The following is a 14,864-nucleotide window of genomic DNA, read 5'->3' as shown; positions in this document are numbered from 1 at the left end:
CACCTTATTCTTAATCTTATTTATCTTCATTTTCTTGTGGTTCCTCACGGTAATCACCATTTGGACACAAGATAACTGGTCCCTTCTTCGAATGCTTTTCTACTAAGAAATGACCATCGTTAGGGCAGTTCCTGCCAATTGGTTTGTCCCATGATACAAAATCACATTCTGGATAACGTGAACAGCCATAGAATTTGCGATTTCTACGTGATTTCTTTTCTACCACTTCACCTTTACCACACTTAGGACAAACCACACCAATCTTCTTCACAATTGGTTTAGTATTACGACAATCTGGGAAACGTGAACATGCATAGAACTTGCCATAACGTCCCATCTTAATTACCATCGGTGCACCACAGATATCGCAGTTAAATCCAGCTGGTTCGTCTTTAATTTGTACCTTTTGAATTTCGCTATCTGCTTTGTTCAATTCCTTCTTAAATGGTTGGTAATATTCGTCAACTACACTTACCCATTGCTTTTTACCATCTTCGACTTCATCTAATTCATTCTCAAGATGAGCAGTATAGTCTACATTAGCAATGTCTGGGAAAAATTCTTCAACTAATGTATCAACAATTTCACCTAATTCAGTTGGAACAATTGAACGACCATCTAACTTGACGTAATAGCGACGTTGAATAGTATCAATTGTAGGTGCATAAGTTGATGGACGTCCAACACCATTTTCTTCTAGAGCGTGAACCAAGCTAGCTTCAGTATAACGAGCAGGGGGTAAAGTAAAGTGCTGCTTGTTATCTGACTTGGTCATTTTAACTTGATCGCCTTCTTGCAAGTCTGGCAATTCAACATTCTTTTCTTGCTGATTATCATAAACTTTAGTAAAACCAGCAAATTTCATTTTTGAACCAGTAGTTCTAAAAATTACGCCATTTTGCACAATATCTGCTCTAACAGTGTCATAAACAGCAGGAGTCATTTCACTAGCTAAGAAACGTGACCAGATTAGTTTATACAAACGGTATTGCTCTTTAGTTAAAACATCCTTTAATGATTCAGGAGTTCTATATACGCTAGTTGGACGAATTGCTTCGTGGGCATCTTGAGCATCTTCCTGATTCTTAAAATGTCTTTGACTCTTAGCAGCAAATTCTGCTCCATAATTTTCATGCAAGAACTTTGAAGCTTCTTGTTGAGCAACTGGAGAAGTTCGTTTAGAGTCAGTTCTCATATAGGTGATTAAACCAACAGTGCCCTGCTTGCCTAGACTAATTCCTTCATATAATTGCTGTGCAATGCTCATAGTTCTACGAGTTCTATAGCCTAAGCGTTTATTAGCTTCTTGTTGCATAGTTGAAGTAGTAAATGGTGCAGCAGGCTGTCTGCGACGTTGACGAGAAACAACTTTTTCAACAATAAAGTCTTTCTTCTTATCAATCTTTGCTAAAACTTCTTTAACTGCATCAATATTTGGCAATTCTGTCTTCTTGCCATCAACACCATAAAAAGCAGACTTAAACTTTTCTTTGTCTTTTGCAAACTCGGCATCAATTGTCCAGTATTCCTTAGGCTTGAAGTTCTTAATCTCTTTTTCACGATCAATAACTAGCTTCAAAGCAACAGATTGAACACGACCAGCACTCAAACCTTTTTTCACTTTAGCCCATAAAATTGGGGAAAGTGAGTAACCTACGATTCGGTCAAGAACACGACGAGCTTGTTGAGCATCAACAGTATCCATATCGATTGTTCGTGGATGCTTAAAACTTTCTTTAACCGCATCTTTGGTAACTTCGTTAAAAGTTACTCGATTTTTGGCATTCTCATCTAAATTAAGAGCATGCGCAACGTGCCAAGCAATAGCTTCCCCTTCACGATCGGGGTCGGATGCCAAGTAGACTTCTTTAGCTTTTTTAGCTTCGCTTTTAAGTTCTTTAATTGTGTCACCTTTGCCACGAATGGAAATATACTTTGGCTTATAGTTATCTTCAAAGTCAATCCCCATTTGAGACTTAGGTAAATCACGAATATGGCCTTTTGAGGCAATAACGTGATAATTTCTACCCAAATATTTTTCAATAGTTTTAGCCTTTGCAGGAGATTCCACAATGACTAAAGTTTTTTTACGTTTTTTAGTTTTTGATTTACTTTTTGCTTTAGTAGGCATTAAATGCCTCCTTATTTAAATATTATTTTTTACTTTATACAGTCCAAAGATAAATAATACTTTGTTAATTGTCAAATCTTTTCGTTTTTGAATTTAAAATCAACAATTGGTGTAGCGCCCGCTTCAATCAACTGATTAGGACCTGCCGACAACTTACTAGTAATTGGACCAGGGACTGCATAAATATCTCTATTTTCTTGTAATCCTAAGCTCGCAGTAATTAGTGAACCAGACTTTTCTTTGGCCTCTGTAACAATGATACTTTCACTCAAACCAGCAAGAATCCTGTTACGCTCGGGAAATCTATAGGGCCTCGGCGGCGTATCTGGCAGGTATTCACTAATAATTAAACCATTATTTTTTATTTGCTCTTGCAAGGAATAATTTTCTGTAGGATAAGAATGGTTCAAGCCATTGCCAACTACGGCAATAGTACGACCTTCATTTTTTAAAGTGGCTTCATGTGCCAAGGCATCTACTCCCCTAGCTAAACCGCTAGCAATTACTTTATTTTGATCAAGCAAATTTGGAACTAATCGATTAATTACATCCCTGCTGTAGCGTGTCGGATAACGCGAACCAACAATTGTTACGATATCCTTCTTTAATAAAGACAAATTTCCCTGTGCAAATAAAATTAAAGGCGGACGATAAATCTGCCGGAGTTTTTCAGGATACTCTTCATCAAAGAAACTAATTACAATACATTGCCGCTCAATTTGGCTAGTCAGTTTGGCTAATTTATCATCATTAAAAGCCAATTGACATGCATTTATCAATTTTTCTGATAAATCCATCTCGTTTAAATCATCAATTTCAATTTCTAATCCCGGCTTCATTTGATTGGCAATCGTTAATAATTTTACGTAGCCGACACCCTTTTGCAATTTTAGTCTTAATAAAAATTCTTTCTTTTTCATAAAAAGCCTCCACTATTTATTACGCAAAAAAAAAGACTTTTTTCTTTTAAAATCGAATTTTATTTAAAAAAATCACTTACAGGAGCAAAAGTCTTACGGTGAATCGGAGTTGGACCATATTTCTTTAACGCTTCAATATGTTCCTTAGTGCCATAACCCGCATTTCTAGGAAAACCATATTGTGGATAAATTTTATCATAATCATCCATCAATTTATCCCGAAATACCTTAGCAACAATAGACGCAGCTGCAATAGAATTGGATTTAGCATCCCCCTTGATCAACTCAATTTGGGGTATATCTATTGGTACATTCATAGCATCAACCAAGAGTGCATCAGGTTTTACATCAAGAGCTTTTACTGCTTGAGCCATCGCCTGACGGTCTGCTTCATAGATATTAATCTGATCAATTACAGCGGCACTTTTGACGCCAATTCCGACGCTGACAGCTTCTGACAAAATCTTAGGATAAAGTTGCAGTCTTTTTTCAGGGCTTAATTTTTTAGAATCATTCACTTCTAATAAATCAAAATTATGATCAATAATCACAGCAGCTGTGACTACTGGCCCAGCCAAAGGTCCACGACCAACTTCATCAACGCCAGCGACTAATTCTCCTTTTTGCCAAAATTGTTTTTCATATGAAAAGCGTTCTAAAAAAGCTTCTTTCTTTGCTAATAACTTAGCTTGCTTTTTTCGATAACTAACTATTAATTTCTGTACGCCCACCCGAGGATCTTTTTCTAATTCCGCTAATTGAGCCTCAGTTACATCATTTGATGATAATAATTCTTTTACTTCTTTAATCGTCATTGCTTGGCCTATCTAACGTAATTCTTCCAATTGCGCCCTTACGTAATCGCTGCAACATAAATAGTGAAAATCTATCATAATCATCACGCATACCATATTTTTCAGTCATTGCTAAAAGAATATCCGGATCTGACAAATTCTCAATATCTGCACTATTTAACTTAGAAAACTTAGTCAAATCTTTCAAATAGTGCTGGCGTAAATTCTCAAGTACATATAAAGCCACATCATCAGCATGAAATACGCTATCCTTAATTGCACCAAAGGCAGCCAACTTATAACCAACTTCTTGATCTGAAAACTTAGGCCATAAGATACCCGGTGTATCCAAAACTTGAATATTACTACTGGTCTTTAGCCATCTTTGGCCTTTCGTAACGCCCGGCTTATTACCTACTTCAGCCACATTGCGTCCTACTAAGCGATTAATGATGGTCGATTTGCCGCAGTTAGGAATACCTGCAAGAGCTATTCTAATCGTAGGATTTGAGGCACCTCTAGCTTCCAGTTTTTTAGTCTTTTCTGCAGCAGCTTTTTTAACCATTGAGATTAACTTTTGCATATTGGTATTATGCAGTGAATCAATAGCCAAGACATATTTACCTGGTCCACTTAATTTAGTGGCCCACTTTTTAGTTAAAGCAGGATCAGCTAAATCTGCTTTATTCAAAATAATAATATGAGGCTTATTGCCTACTAATTCTTCTATCATTGGATTTCTTGATGATTCGGGAATTCTAGCATCAAGAACTTCAACTAAAACATCGATCAAGCCTAATTTGTCTTCGAGCTGATTTCGAGCCTTATTCATGTGACCTGGATACCATTGAATTGTTGCCATATTATCTCTTCTTTCTTTAATATTATTCTTCTTCATCACCTAAGAAAATTACTTCCGCAATCAAAATTTCTCGATATAATACCAAAAAGCCATGCCGATACTCTTGTTCTTGCTGTGCAATTTTTCCTAAATAATTACGTTCTTGTCTAAAAGCATAGCGATAAACTTCCGCTCTAAATTCTTTTTGATCATCTGTTAATTCTTCTTGTTTAACAGTATATTTAACTTCTCTAATAAAATCCTTAATAGAAGTTTGATTCATTTGTGTTCGCAAATCGAACTCTAGCTGCTTGCGAATCTTTTTAGGCAAATAAACCTGATTCATCTGCTTTAGTGCATAATGAACCATCGCCTTGCGTACACGATTTACTTCTTTCCTTTGATCTAAATCAGGCTTGTCTTTTTCCAAAATAAATCTAAACACAACTGTAGGAACTATTAAACTTAATAAAATCAATACAATTTCACTAACTAAAATCAAATGAAAATCAGCAATATTAACGCTCATTTCACTTAAAGTATAAGCCAAGGCAAAAGTCACTGCACCATGAATTCCACCTAAACTAAAGATTAATGCGTCCTTTGAACTGACTTTTCCTTTAATTGATGGTGAAAATCGACAATAGAAAAAGCGCACTGCCAAATTCGCAACATATAAAATTATACCAATTAAAATTGCCTCAATCGTCTGTTGATTGAAAACATCATCGCGCATTGATCGAATAATAATAATTCCTAAAAGCAAAAAGACAGCACCATTTAAAATATCAATTATTAATTGTGAAAATTGGTGATTACTGTAAAAAATCGATGCATTCGTTAAACGACTACGCTCAGATTCTACGTTGTGAAGTAAACCCGCAGCTACCACAGCTATGATCCCTGAAACATGAATTTCTTCAGCTACAAAATAAATAATAAAAGGTGTCAAAAAGAATAAAACTTCCATGGGCATCTTTACATCAGATACCAAATGGTATTTTGATCTGAAGCTCTTTTGCCTCAAAAAGACTAGAATAGCCGCGATTAAAATTCCTAGCACAATTCCACCACCAGCAGAATAAAGGAGGTCAATAATCGCTTTACCAACATGAAGCTGCTTATGAATATACCAATCTACTGCCATATTGAGCAGTATAATACCGGACGCATCATTAAATAAAGATTCATCTTTAAGATATTTTTTTAGGCAGCTTTAGCCCGTGAATGACTGATTCAGTTGCCGTTGCATCTGTTGGTGTAGAAACAGATGCCAAAATAAATGATAGTGGCAGAGAAAGTCCTATAGCATAAACTCCCAATCCTGCTACAACTGTTGCTAACACGATCATTACTACCGTTAAGCCAAGGATTGCACGCCAGCTACGTAAAATACTATATAGCCGAGTTCTTTGGCCCTCAAAAAATAAGAGCGGTGCGACAATCAAGCCCAAAAAGACTTCTGAATTAAAATTTTCAATTAAAAGATTGGTCTGCGGCACTAACGCAATCGCCATCCCAATAACTAGGGCAATATAATTAACTGATATTTTTTGTAAAAATCGTTGCTGGATCATCGTTGCCATGGCAACAGCAAAGACGAGCACTCCAATAAAATTATTACTTCCATTTTATTTCTCATCCAATGAAAAAGCCCAGGCAACAGAGGCTTGGGCTTAATACATCATTTTGTCTTCATACATTCTATATGCACGATCAAAAATAGACATACTTGGTAAATAACTAGCATTAAGTTCTAAATAATCTGACAATTTTTCATAATCTTGTTCCTGCTTAGGAAAAGTCAGATCATGCTGTGCGTTATTCGCAAATTGTGCTATTTCATCTGAAGAATCCGCATCACGCTGCGTCATCAAATAACGATAAAAACTTTCTCGATAAGCCATTTTTACTCCGTATAAAACATAACTGCGTAGGCACCATGACCTGCATGAGTAATAATAATTGGACTAGTTTCTCGAATCAAAATATCTAAATTAGGATTTACTTCCTTAAAACGAGCAGCTAATTTTTCCATATCATCTAGTGTATCAACATATGAAATACCTACTTGCTTAACCTGATCGCCCAATTCCTTCAATTGGTCAACCAACATATCATTAAACTTTTCGGTGAATTTCTTGCCCCGTCCCTTTTTAGGTACTAAGACTTTCCCATTCTTCATTTGCAAGAAGATTCTAATATTTAACATGCTGACTACACGACTAGCCAATTTTCCAAGTCGGCCGCCTTTTACAATATTGGTTAAATCAGGAATCATCATTTCCAAATACATATTGTCTTCCATTTTCTTCAGATGATCCAAGATTTCATCAATAGACTTGCCTGCTTGAGCATCTTTAGCTGCAGCAAGGACTTCATAGCCTTCGCTTCGATCTGTATAACCAGAATCATGGCATACGACCTTAGCATCAGGAACCATTTGAGCTGCTTGCTTAGCGGCATCGATTGTTCCACTAAGAGACTTAGCCAAAAAGATTCCTAACACTTCACTGCCATCAGCAGTCAACTTTTTAATTGTTTCTACAAAGCGACCAATTGGAGGCTGACTGGTCTTAGGCACATCACTGCCTTCATCCATTCTTTCAATAAAGTCGCGTCTAGTAATATCTACACCGTCAACATATGTCTTACCATCAATAGTTACTGACAAAGGTACAACAGTAATATCATATTTTTTTATTTCTTCTTCAGTTAATTGAACTGAGGAATCTGTCATAATTTTAATTTTTGACAATGTATTCGACCCCTATTCTAAGATGCTCACTTTAATTTTTATGATAAAATATGAGCAAGTAACATATAGTTAGTATATCAAAAATTTTCCAGAAGAAAAAAGGAATGATTGGATTGTTGGATTGTTGCATCACAAAAATGAAAAAACTTTGGCAGGAGCCAAAATTAAGATCGGAAAGATACTATTTACTTGATAACATTTTTAGTGCTATTACACATGGCATCGGCTTTGGTCTAGCTGTTGCAGGCTTAGTAGTTTTAATTGTTAAAGCTGCACATACTGGCAGTCCCATGCGCATAGTAACTTTTACTATTTATGGTTCATGCCTAGTCTTGTTATATTTGTTTTCAACTTTATATCATAGTTTAGTTTTTACGCGAGCTAAAAATGTCTTCCAGATTTTCGACCATTCTTCAATTTTTCTCTTGATTGCAGGTTCATATACCCCATACTCTTTAGTTGCAATTGGCGGTGCATGGGGTTGGACATTATTTGGCTTGATCTGGGGATTAACGATCTTTGGAATCATCTATTATATTTTCAACCGAGGAAAGCATGTAATTCTCGACACCGTACTTTACGTTGCTATGGGCTGGTTAGTAATTTTATCCGGTTCATACTTGTATGTGCGTCTTAGCCCAACAGGCTTTTGGCTATTAGTCAGTGGTGGTATTGCTTATACGGTCGGAGCGATTTTATTCAGTATGCGTAATGTGCCATTTATCCATACGGTTTGGCATTTATTCGTCATGTTAGGTTCAATTTTAATGTATTTTTCCGTTTTACTTTACGTTTAAAAAGGATGTATCAATTCTGATACATCTTTTTTAGTTAATCTAAATTTTCTAAATACTTTTCTATTGCATCTGGACTATTCTCTAATCTGCTTGAAACTACTAATTCTCTAATTTGATTAAGAGTATGTCCTAATTGAGCACCAGGACGCATCCCATGCTTAATTAAAAAGCGTCCATCTATTGCAAGCTCAGCTGGCTTTTTAATCGGCAAAGCCATATAACGATCAACCAACGCTTCCGAAGCAACAGGCTGTCCCAAAATATGAGCCACATCGATAGTATTAATTATTGTCCTTTCACCTGCTTGGAATAATTCATAATCATTCGGAGTATAATCAGAAATAAGGTCAAAGAATTTAATAATACGTCCTACCTGTTCAGTCATAGCATTAGAATTTTTCCAATCTCGCATAAATCGACTGATTTCTTCATTAGGAAGCTTAAGTAGAATAATAATCAATGACCACAAACTTGTTTCAAGAGTTGGACTAAACTGCAAACGTGGATAAATTTGCAGTAATTCTTTTTTTCCTGCAAAGTCAGGAACATCTTCACTTAATTGCGTATCAAGGAAAATCTGAAAAGCTTGTCTTGAATGAGGACCCAATCCCATCTTTACAAATTCATCCCGAATTCGTTCTACCGAAATTTTCTTTAAAAGTTCATGATTATCCTTAATTGCTTGTCCAGTCTTTTCTTCCAAATTGAATTTTAATTGACTGGTAAAACGAACTGCCCGCATCATTCTTAATGCATCTTCATGAAATCTCTTTTCAGGATCACCAACCGCACGAATAATATGATTTTTTAAATCTTCTATACCATTAAACAGGTCAACAATTTGCCCATGAAGATCCATTGCTAGTGCATTAATTGTAAAATCTCTGCGCTTTAAATCTTCATCAAGGTTTTGTACAAATGTAACATGATCTGGTCTTCTAAAATCTTGATAACCAGATTCAGTTCTAAAAGTGGTAATTTCATAGCTTTCACCGCCATACAAAACGGTTACCGTACCATGCTTAATTCCTGTATCAATCGACTTTTCAAAAAGCTCTTTAACTTCTTCAGGATAGGCACTAGTAGTAATATCTACATCATGAACATGTCTATCAAGTAAAAGGTCTCTCACTGAACCACCGACAAAATATGCTTCAAAGCCGGCATCTTCTAAAATCTGTAAAACCGGCATTGCTTTAATAAATACTTCTGGTAATTTATCTACTTTAATCATTAGCAAAATCTCAATTCTTAATTTCTTTATTTATAACTTTTCACTTTTAGTTTGTTAAAATGAAGGGAAAGACATAAAGGAGGTAATCATTATGCTTAAAATCAATAAATCTACCGCGATTGATATCTTTATGATTGCATTAGGATGTGCCATCTATGGACTAAGCTTGGAAATCATTTCAGTTCCCAATGAATTAGCCGACGGTGGAATAAGTGGTATTTCACTTATCTTACGCCATTTTTGGAATATTAATATGGGACTTTCCACCCTAGTACTTAATATCCCATTAATCATATTAGGTTATCGTTTTATGGGCAAACGCTTATTAACCTATACAATCTGGGGAACGCTCTGCCTTTCCTTTTTTCTTTGGTTTTGGCGTTCAGTACCTATTATAAAACAATTAGATTTAGAACACGACCTCTTCCTTTCTGCAATTTCAGCAGGTGTACTCTCAGGTATAGGTTTAGGGCTGGTTTTCAGATATAACGGTACCTCTGGCGGGACTGATATTATTGCTCGAATTTGTCAAATCAAATTTAGCATTTCATCTGGCAAAATGCTGCTATTCTGTGATGCTGTAGTTTTATTTGCATCCCTGTCCTATCTAGATCTCAAGCATATGATGTATACTTTGCTTGCTTCTTTTGTCTTATCACGCGTAATGGATACTGTACAACAAGGTGCTTATAGTGCACGTGGTTTATTAATTATTTCTAATAAGTATGAACAAATTGGTAAAATGATTGATTTAAAACTTGATCGTGGTTTTACTTACTTTAAAGCTCTAGGTGGTTATAAACAAGATGATAAACGAGTAATCTACGTAGTCGTGTCTCCTAGAGAAATAGCGACTATTAAACAACTAATTAGGCAGGAAGATCCTAATGCATTTGTGTCAATTATTGAAGTTCACGAAGCGTTAGGTGAAGGATTTACATATAAGCAAAAACGGCATCACTTATTAATCCGTAAATAAAAAGCGTCCGAGAAAAGCAATTTTCTCAGACGTTTATTTTTTACAAATTATTGTACAAATCTTGCATTTCCATATCTTCGGGTACTAATTCAAGATATTTTTGCAATAACTGTTTAGTAATATCAGGATTGTTTTGAACACTAAAGAACATAATCATTTGATGCAAGAAATCTGGATTCTCTTTAAAATCTGGATAAGCCAATAAAAATTCACTTTGTGCTTTTTCTGTATCATCTAGACGTTCATATGACAAAGCCATATTCCAGTGAGCTTGAGCATCAATGTTCTCATTATCAAAGTCTTTGAATAAGGCAATATTTTGCTTATTCTGGTGTCGATGCAAATATAGGTTAGATAGTTGCATCCGTAATTCACTGTTGTCAGGCGCCTGTTTAAGCCCCTTCTCGAGCAAATCTGCCGCAGTGTCCAACTGATTCAAATTTGCGGCTGCACGCGCCCCCATTGAATAAAGAGTTTCATCTAATTCATTATAGGCTAATCCTGCTTGTACGCTGCGCAATACTTGCTCGTTATCATGCTTATGTTCATAAGCTTGAGCAAGTAAAGGATAAGCATTGACATAATCAGGACTTTGATCTATTACTTCGTCTAATAGCTTAATAGCCTGATCATCATCACCAACAGCTAGCATTACTAGCCCAGCTTCATACTTGCTATCAATATCTAGCAGGCTACTGCTGTGCTCTCTAATAATTTTTGCGGCTGCTTCGTAATTGCCTAATTTTGCGTTAGTAGCAATTAATCTTTGATTTAGGTTAACTTCACCAAAAGTTTTCTGGCGCTGAATTAAATCTTGGTATAAAGATAAGGCTTGTTCATAGTTTCCACTTAAATAGTCAAGTTCAGCTAATCCAAATTTAATTGCATCCTCTTCTGGAGCAAGTTTAAGAGCTTGAAGCAATTTATCTTTAGCTGTCTCAATTAAGCCGCTTGTTTGGTAGTAATCTGCTTGTACAAGTAAACTATCCAGATAGGCTGAAGACTCTTTAGAAACGCCATACAGAAGCGAGAGACCATCATCTTCATCTCCATCATTAAGCATAATTTCTGCCAAATAGACTTTAAATAAGTCTTCCTGAGGAAATTTTGCAATTAAAGCGCGATAAACTTCTTTAGCTAAATCTGTAAATCCTAAATCGGTCAGATTTTCCGCTAAAGAAGATAAAATTTCAGGGTCATCTTTATCTAATGCTTCTTTTAAAAGATGTTTGCTTTGTGAAAAATCATGGTTTTGAATTGAATCAAGTAATTGTTCTGAATAACTCATTATTTTGCCTCCAGTCAGACTTTAATTGTACTAAAAAAAGACGCTGGAACAAAGTCCAACGTCTTTTTAAACTAAGGTTAAGTATCTTACTTAACAGCTTCTTTAAGAGCCTTACCTGGCTTAAATGCAGGTACTTCACTAGCTGGGATTTCGATTTCATCACCAGTTTGTGGGTTACGACCCTTACGTGCTGCACGGTGACGTACTTCAAAAGTACCAAAACCGATTAATTGTACCTTTTCACCCTTAGCAAGGTTGTCTTGAATTGAGCCAAAGATAGCATCAACAGCAGCAGCAACTTCCTTCTTGGTTAACTTAGTCTTTGAAGCAACTTCAGAAACTAATTCAGCTTTATTTGCCATAAATATTTCACCTCCTGAATTTGAACCCGAAGTTCAAAGTTTTTTCTTTGTTTTGAAAAAACAAGGAATAATGATCTAGATCTAGACTAATCATTGTTTCCTAGAAACCAAAATATCACAAAACCCCTGTTACAACAAGGATTTTTACAAAATATTGGTGTTTTTTTCATTATTTTCTCTTACGTGGAAGAATTTTGATCGGAGTTCCAGCAAAATCAAAGTTTTGTCGCAATTGATTAATCAAAAATCGTTCGTAAGAAAAGTGCATTAATTCTGGATCATTGACAAAAACAACAAAAGTTGGTGGATTGGTACTTACCTGTGTCATATAGTAAACGCGCAATCTCTTTCCCTTAACCATTGGTGTTGGAACTAACTTACTTGCTTCAAGCAATAAATCATTCAACACGCTTGATTGAATACGTTGATTTTGATTGTCATAAACTTCTTTAACCATTGATGGAATTTGATCAAGACGTTGACCAGTTTTAGCTGAAACAAACAAAATTGGAGCATAATCCAAATATTGAAATTCAGCTCTAATCTCGCGTTCAAATTCTTTAGCACTAGTACTATTTTTCTTTGGTAAATCCCACTTGTTTACAACAATGATAATTCCGCGCCCTGCTTCATGGGCATATCCGGCCACGTGCTTGTCTTGTTCTCTAATGCCTGTACTTGCATCAAGAACAAGTAAAACCACGTCTGAGCGTTCAATAGCAGCCATAGCTCGCAAGACAGAGTACTTCTCGGTTTTTTCGTAGACTTTTCCACGTCTTCTAATACCAGCAGTATCTACAACTTTAAATTTAATTCCGTCTTTAGTAAATGGCGTATCAACTGCATCACGAGTAGTACCTTCTTCATTTGCAACAATTACTCGATCTTCACCCAATAATTTATTAACAATTGAAGATTTACCTACATTTGGTCGTCCAATTACGCTAAATGAAATGACGTCATCAGCTTCGCTATCTTTTTCTGCTGGAAAATCATTAACTATTTCATCTAGCAAATCACCGATTCCCGTACCATGACTACTAGAGACAGGAATTGGATCACCTAATCCTAAACTATAAAAATCATAAATATCATTTCTTTGCTCAGGATTATCTGCCTTATTAACCGCTAAAATTACCGGTTTTTTAGTGCGATAAAGAAGATGTGCAATTCTATCATCAAGATCAGTCACATGATTTACTACATTAGTTAACATCACGATGACATCTGCTTCTTCAATTGCAATCTCAGCCTGTGCACGGATCTCTTCTTCGATTTTTCCGCCTTCCCAGGTAATACCACCTGTATCGATCAAATCAAATTTATGGCCCATCCATTCAGCTTGAGCATAATTACGATCACGAGTAACACCGGGTTTATCTTCTACGATTGCTAAGCGTTGATTGATTATTCTATTAAAAAGTGTAGATTTACCTACATTTGGTTGTCCAACGATTGCAACAACTGGTAAAGCCATATGCCCCTCCTTTAAAAATATAAAAATAAAAAAGCCGACACAGAGTCGGCTTTTTTAACAGAAATGACTACTTACGGTCCTTTAATTGGTCACCAATGATGTCACCTAATGCAAAGCCGTTATCGTTGTCACCCATGTACTTCTTGTTAACTGAGTTTTCGTTACGTGAACGATGTGGACGAGAACTGTGGTTATCTGATGAAGAAGCGTTTGAGTCAGCAGCCTTGATTGAAAGTGAAATTCTTCTGTCACTTGGGTCAATGTTCAAAACCTTAACCTTAACAGTTTGACCAACCTTCAAAACATCGCTTGGCTTGTCAACGTGCTTGTTTGAAATTTCTGAAACGTGTACTAAACCTTGAATACCGTCAGTAACTTCAACAAATGCACCAAAGTTAGTTAATGACTTAACTTCGCCTTCAAAAATATCGCCTTCGTTTAAGTCAGCTGTAGCTTGTTCAAATGGTGAAGGTTCAGTTTGCTTAATAGACAGGGAAATACGATGTCTGTCATTGTCAATACCAATGACCTTAACCTTAACATCTTGACCAGCCTTCAAAACATCACTTGGCTTATCAACATGCTTGTAAGAAATTTCTGAAATGTGAACTAAACCGTCAACACCCCCGACATCGATAAATGCACCGAAGTTAGTTAAGCGTGAAACCTTACCTTCGATAACGTCACCAACAACTAATTGTGATGCAACCTTATCAAATGCTTCTTCACGTTCTTCTTCAACTAAATCCTTGTGTGAAAGAATCAAACGGTTCTTGTTAGGATCAATTTCAGTAATCTTAAGCTTCATAGTCTTACCAATGTATGGCTTAAGATCTGAAACGTAACGGTTTGAAATTAATGAAGCTGGCAAGAAACCACGTGTACCAACATCTACAAGTAAACCACCACGAACTGATGAAGTTACAGTACCTTCGATAGCATTTCCTTCTTCGAAGTCCTTTTGTAACTTGTCGTAAGCTTCTCTTTCCTTCAAGCGGGTAACTGAGAAGAAGAATTCACCATTTTCCTTATCGCCACCGGCTCTTCTTAATACTAAGGCCTTGAACTTGTCGCCAGGCTTAACTAAATCATGTAAGTCTGCGTTACGATCTGAAGTGTATTCACGACGAGTAATAACTCCTTCAACACCAGCGTTTACAACGCCAACATCGATTTGGCCGTCTTCAACGTCTAATACTTCGACATCGACAATATCTCCGACCTCAACTCCTTGCATTTGCTTTAATGCGTCTAAAAATTGATTACTGTTTTCTGACATATGT

The 14,864-nt window shown here is 36.1% G+C and carries 13 protein-coding genes and 1 pseudogene; 2 read left to right on the top strand and 12 right to left on the bottom strand.

What is annotated here, in order from left to right:
- Positions 1-16 precede the first annotated feature (16 nt).
- The 7 genes and pseudogenes from topA to CP357_RS00535 all read right to left on the bottom strand — a co-directional run bounded on the left by topA (position 17) and on the right by CP357_RS00535 (position 7,444).
- Positions 17-2,131, bottom strand: a complete 2,115-nt coding sequence (topA, locus tag CP357_RS00565) for a type I DNA topoisomerase (protein WP_025005757.1) — start codon at positions 2,129-2,131, stop codon at positions 17-19.
- Between the two features lie 71 nt (positions 2,132-2,202).
- Positions 2,203-3,051: a DNA-processing protein DprA gene (dprA, locus tag CP357_RS00560; RefSeq protein WP_087176178.1), complete on the bottom strand. Its 849-nt coding sequence runs from the start codon at positions 3,049-3,051 to the stop codon at positions 2,203-2,205.
- Positions 3,052-3,110: 59 nt separating this feature from the next.
- Complete coding sequence (locus CP357_RS00555) at positions 3,111-3,866, bottom strand: ribonuclease HII (protein ID WP_098036278.1); 756 nt, start codon at positions 3,864-3,866, stop codon at positions 3,111-3,113.
- Positions 3,856-4,707 carry a ribosome biogenesis GTPase YlqF gene (ylqF, locus tag CP357_RS00550; protein WP_056945444.1) on the bottom strand — a complete coding sequence of 284 codons (852 nt, stop codon included), beginning with the start codon at positions 4,705-4,707 and terminating at the stop codon, positions 3,856-3,858. Before ylqF ends, CP357_RS00555 begins: the two co-directional genes overlap by 11 nt.
- Positions 4,708-4,729: 22 nt before the next feature.
- Positions 4,730-6,272, bottom strand: a pseudogene (locus CP357_RS00545) (cation:proton antiporter).
- Positions 6,273-6,362: 90 nt separating this feature from the next.
- Positions 6,363-6,593 carry a YozE family protein gene (locus CP357_RS00540; protein ID WP_025005752.1) on the bottom strand — a complete coding sequence of 77 codons (231 nt, stop codon included), beginning with the start codon at positions 6,591-6,593 and terminating at the stop codon, positions 6,363-6,365.
- Between the two features lie 2 nt (positions 6,594-6,595).
- The gene (locus CP357_RS00535; RefSeq protein ID WP_087235574.1) at positions 6,596-7,444 is read right to left on the bottom strand and encodes a DegV family protein; all 849 of its coding nucleotides are present in this window, start codon (positions 7,442-7,444) and stop codon (positions 6,596-6,598) included.
- A 104-nt stretch (positions 7,445-7,548) separates the two neighbouring features.
- Between CP357_RS00535 and CP357_RS00530 the strand changes: the two genes are divergently transcribed.
- Positions 7,549-8,241: a hemolysin III family protein gene (locus tag CP357_RS00530; protein ID WP_025005750.1), complete on the top strand. Its 693-nt coding sequence runs from the start codon at positions 7,549-7,551 to the stop codon at positions 8,239-8,241.
- A gap of 34 nt (positions 8,242-8,275) precedes the next feature.
- On the opposite strand, the gene CP357_RS00525 is transcribed toward CP357_RS00530, so the two are convergent.
- Positions 8,276-9,475: a CCA tRNA nucleotidyltransferase gene (locus CP357_RS00525; RefSeq protein WP_025005749.1), complete on the bottom strand. Its 1,200-nt coding sequence runs from the start codon at positions 9,473-9,475 to the stop codon at positions 8,276-8,278.
- 91 nt (positions 9,476-9,566) lie between these two features.
- On the opposite strand from CP357_RS00525, the gene CP357_RS00520 reads away from it, so the two are divergent.
- Positions 9,567-10,454 (top strand): YitT family protein, encoded by an 888-nt coding sequence (locus tag CP357_RS00520; RefSeq protein WP_098036277.1) that lies wholly within the window; start codon positions 9,567-9,569, stop codon positions 10,452-10,454.
- A 40-nt stretch (positions 10,455-10,494) separates the two neighbouring features.
- On the opposite strand, the gene CP357_RS00515 is transcribed toward CP357_RS00520, so the two are convergent.
- From CP357_RS00515 to rpsA, 4 genes are all read right to left on the bottom strand, one after another.
- Entirely contained in the window at positions 10,495-11,742 is a 1,248-nt protein-coding gene (locus CP357_RS00515) for a tetratricopeptide repeat protein (protein WP_025005747.1), read from the bottom strand.
- 86 nt (positions 11,743-11,828) lie between these two features.
- Positions 11,829-12,104 carry an HU family DNA-binding protein gene (locus CP357_RS00510; RefSeq protein ID WP_003547110.1) on the bottom strand — a complete coding sequence of 92 codons (276 nt, stop codon included), beginning with the start codon at positions 12,102-12,104 and terminating at the stop codon, positions 11,829-11,831.
- A gap of 169 nt (positions 12,105-12,273) precedes the next feature.
- The gene (gene der / locus CP357_RS00505; protein WP_098036276.1) at positions 12,274-13,581 is read right to left on the bottom strand and encodes a ribosome biogenesis GTPase Der; all 1,308 of its coding nucleotides are present in this window, start codon (positions 13,579-13,581) and stop codon (positions 12,274-12,276) included.
- A gap of 67 nt (positions 13,582-13,648) precedes the next feature.
- Positions 13,649-14,860, bottom strand: a complete 1,212-nt coding sequence (gene rpsA / locus CP357_RS00500) for a 30S ribosomal protein S1 (protein WP_098036275.1) — start codon at positions 14,858-14,860, stop codon at positions 13,649-13,651.
- Positions 14,861-14,864: the final 4 nt, after the last annotated feature.

Origin of the sequence: Lactobacillus sp. UMNPBX6 (assembly GCF_002553975.1) — a bacterium.
Lineage (GTDB): Bacteria > Bacillota > Bacilli > Lactobacillales > Lactobacillaceae > Lactobacillus > Lactobacillus gallinarum.
Note: the sequence above shows the minus strand (reverse complement) of the source record. Positions and strands in the feature narration are given on the sequence as shown.

Bases quoted from the DNA above. Each gene is read 5' to 3' on its own strand.
- topA (WP_025005757.1), bottom strand. From the start codon at position 2,131: ATGCCTACTAAAGCAAAAAGTAAATCAAAAACTAAAAAACGTAAAAAA.
- dprA (WP_087176178.1), bottom strand. From the start codon at position 3,051: ATGAAAAAGAAAGAATTTTTATTAAGACTAAAATTGCAAAAGGGTGTC.
- CP357_RS00555 (WP_098036278.1), bottom strand. From the start codon at position 3,866: ATGACGATTAAAGAAGTAAAAGAATTATTATCATCAAATGATGTAACT.
- ylqF (WP_056945444.1), bottom strand. From the start codon at position 4,707: ATGGCAACAATTCAATGGTATCCAGGTCACATGAATAAGGCTCGAAAT.
- CP357_RS00540 (WP_025005752.1), bottom strand. From the start codon at position 6,593: ATGGCTTATCGAGAAAGTTTTTATCGTTATTTGATGACGCAGCGTGAT.
- CP357_RS00530 (WP_025005750.1), top strand. From the start codon at position 7,549: ATGATTGGATTGTTGGATTGTTGCATCACAAAAATGAAAAAACTTTGG.
- CP357_RS00525 (WP_025005749.1), bottom strand. From the start codon at position 9,475: ATGATTAAAGTAGATAAATTACCAGAAGTATTTATTAAAGCAATGCCG.
- CP357_RS00520 (WP_098036277.1), top strand. From the start codon at position 9,567: ATGCTTAAAATCAATAAATCTACCGCGATTGATATCTTTATGATTGCA.
- CP357_RS00515 (WP_025005747.1), bottom strand. From the start codon at position 11,742: ATGAGTTATTCAGAACAATTACTTGATTCAATTCAAAACCATGATTTT.
- CP357_RS00510 (WP_003547110.1), bottom strand. From the start codon at position 12,104: ATGGCAAATAAAGCTGAATTAGTTTCTGAAGTTGCTTCAAAGACTAAG.
- der (WP_098036276.1), bottom strand. From the start codon at position 13,581: ATGGCTTTACCAGTTGTTGCAATCGTTGGACAACCAAATGTAGGTAAA.
- rpsA (WP_098036275.1), bottom strand. From the start codon at position 14,860: ATGTCAGAAAACAGTAATCAATTTTTAGACGCATTAAAGCAAATGCAA.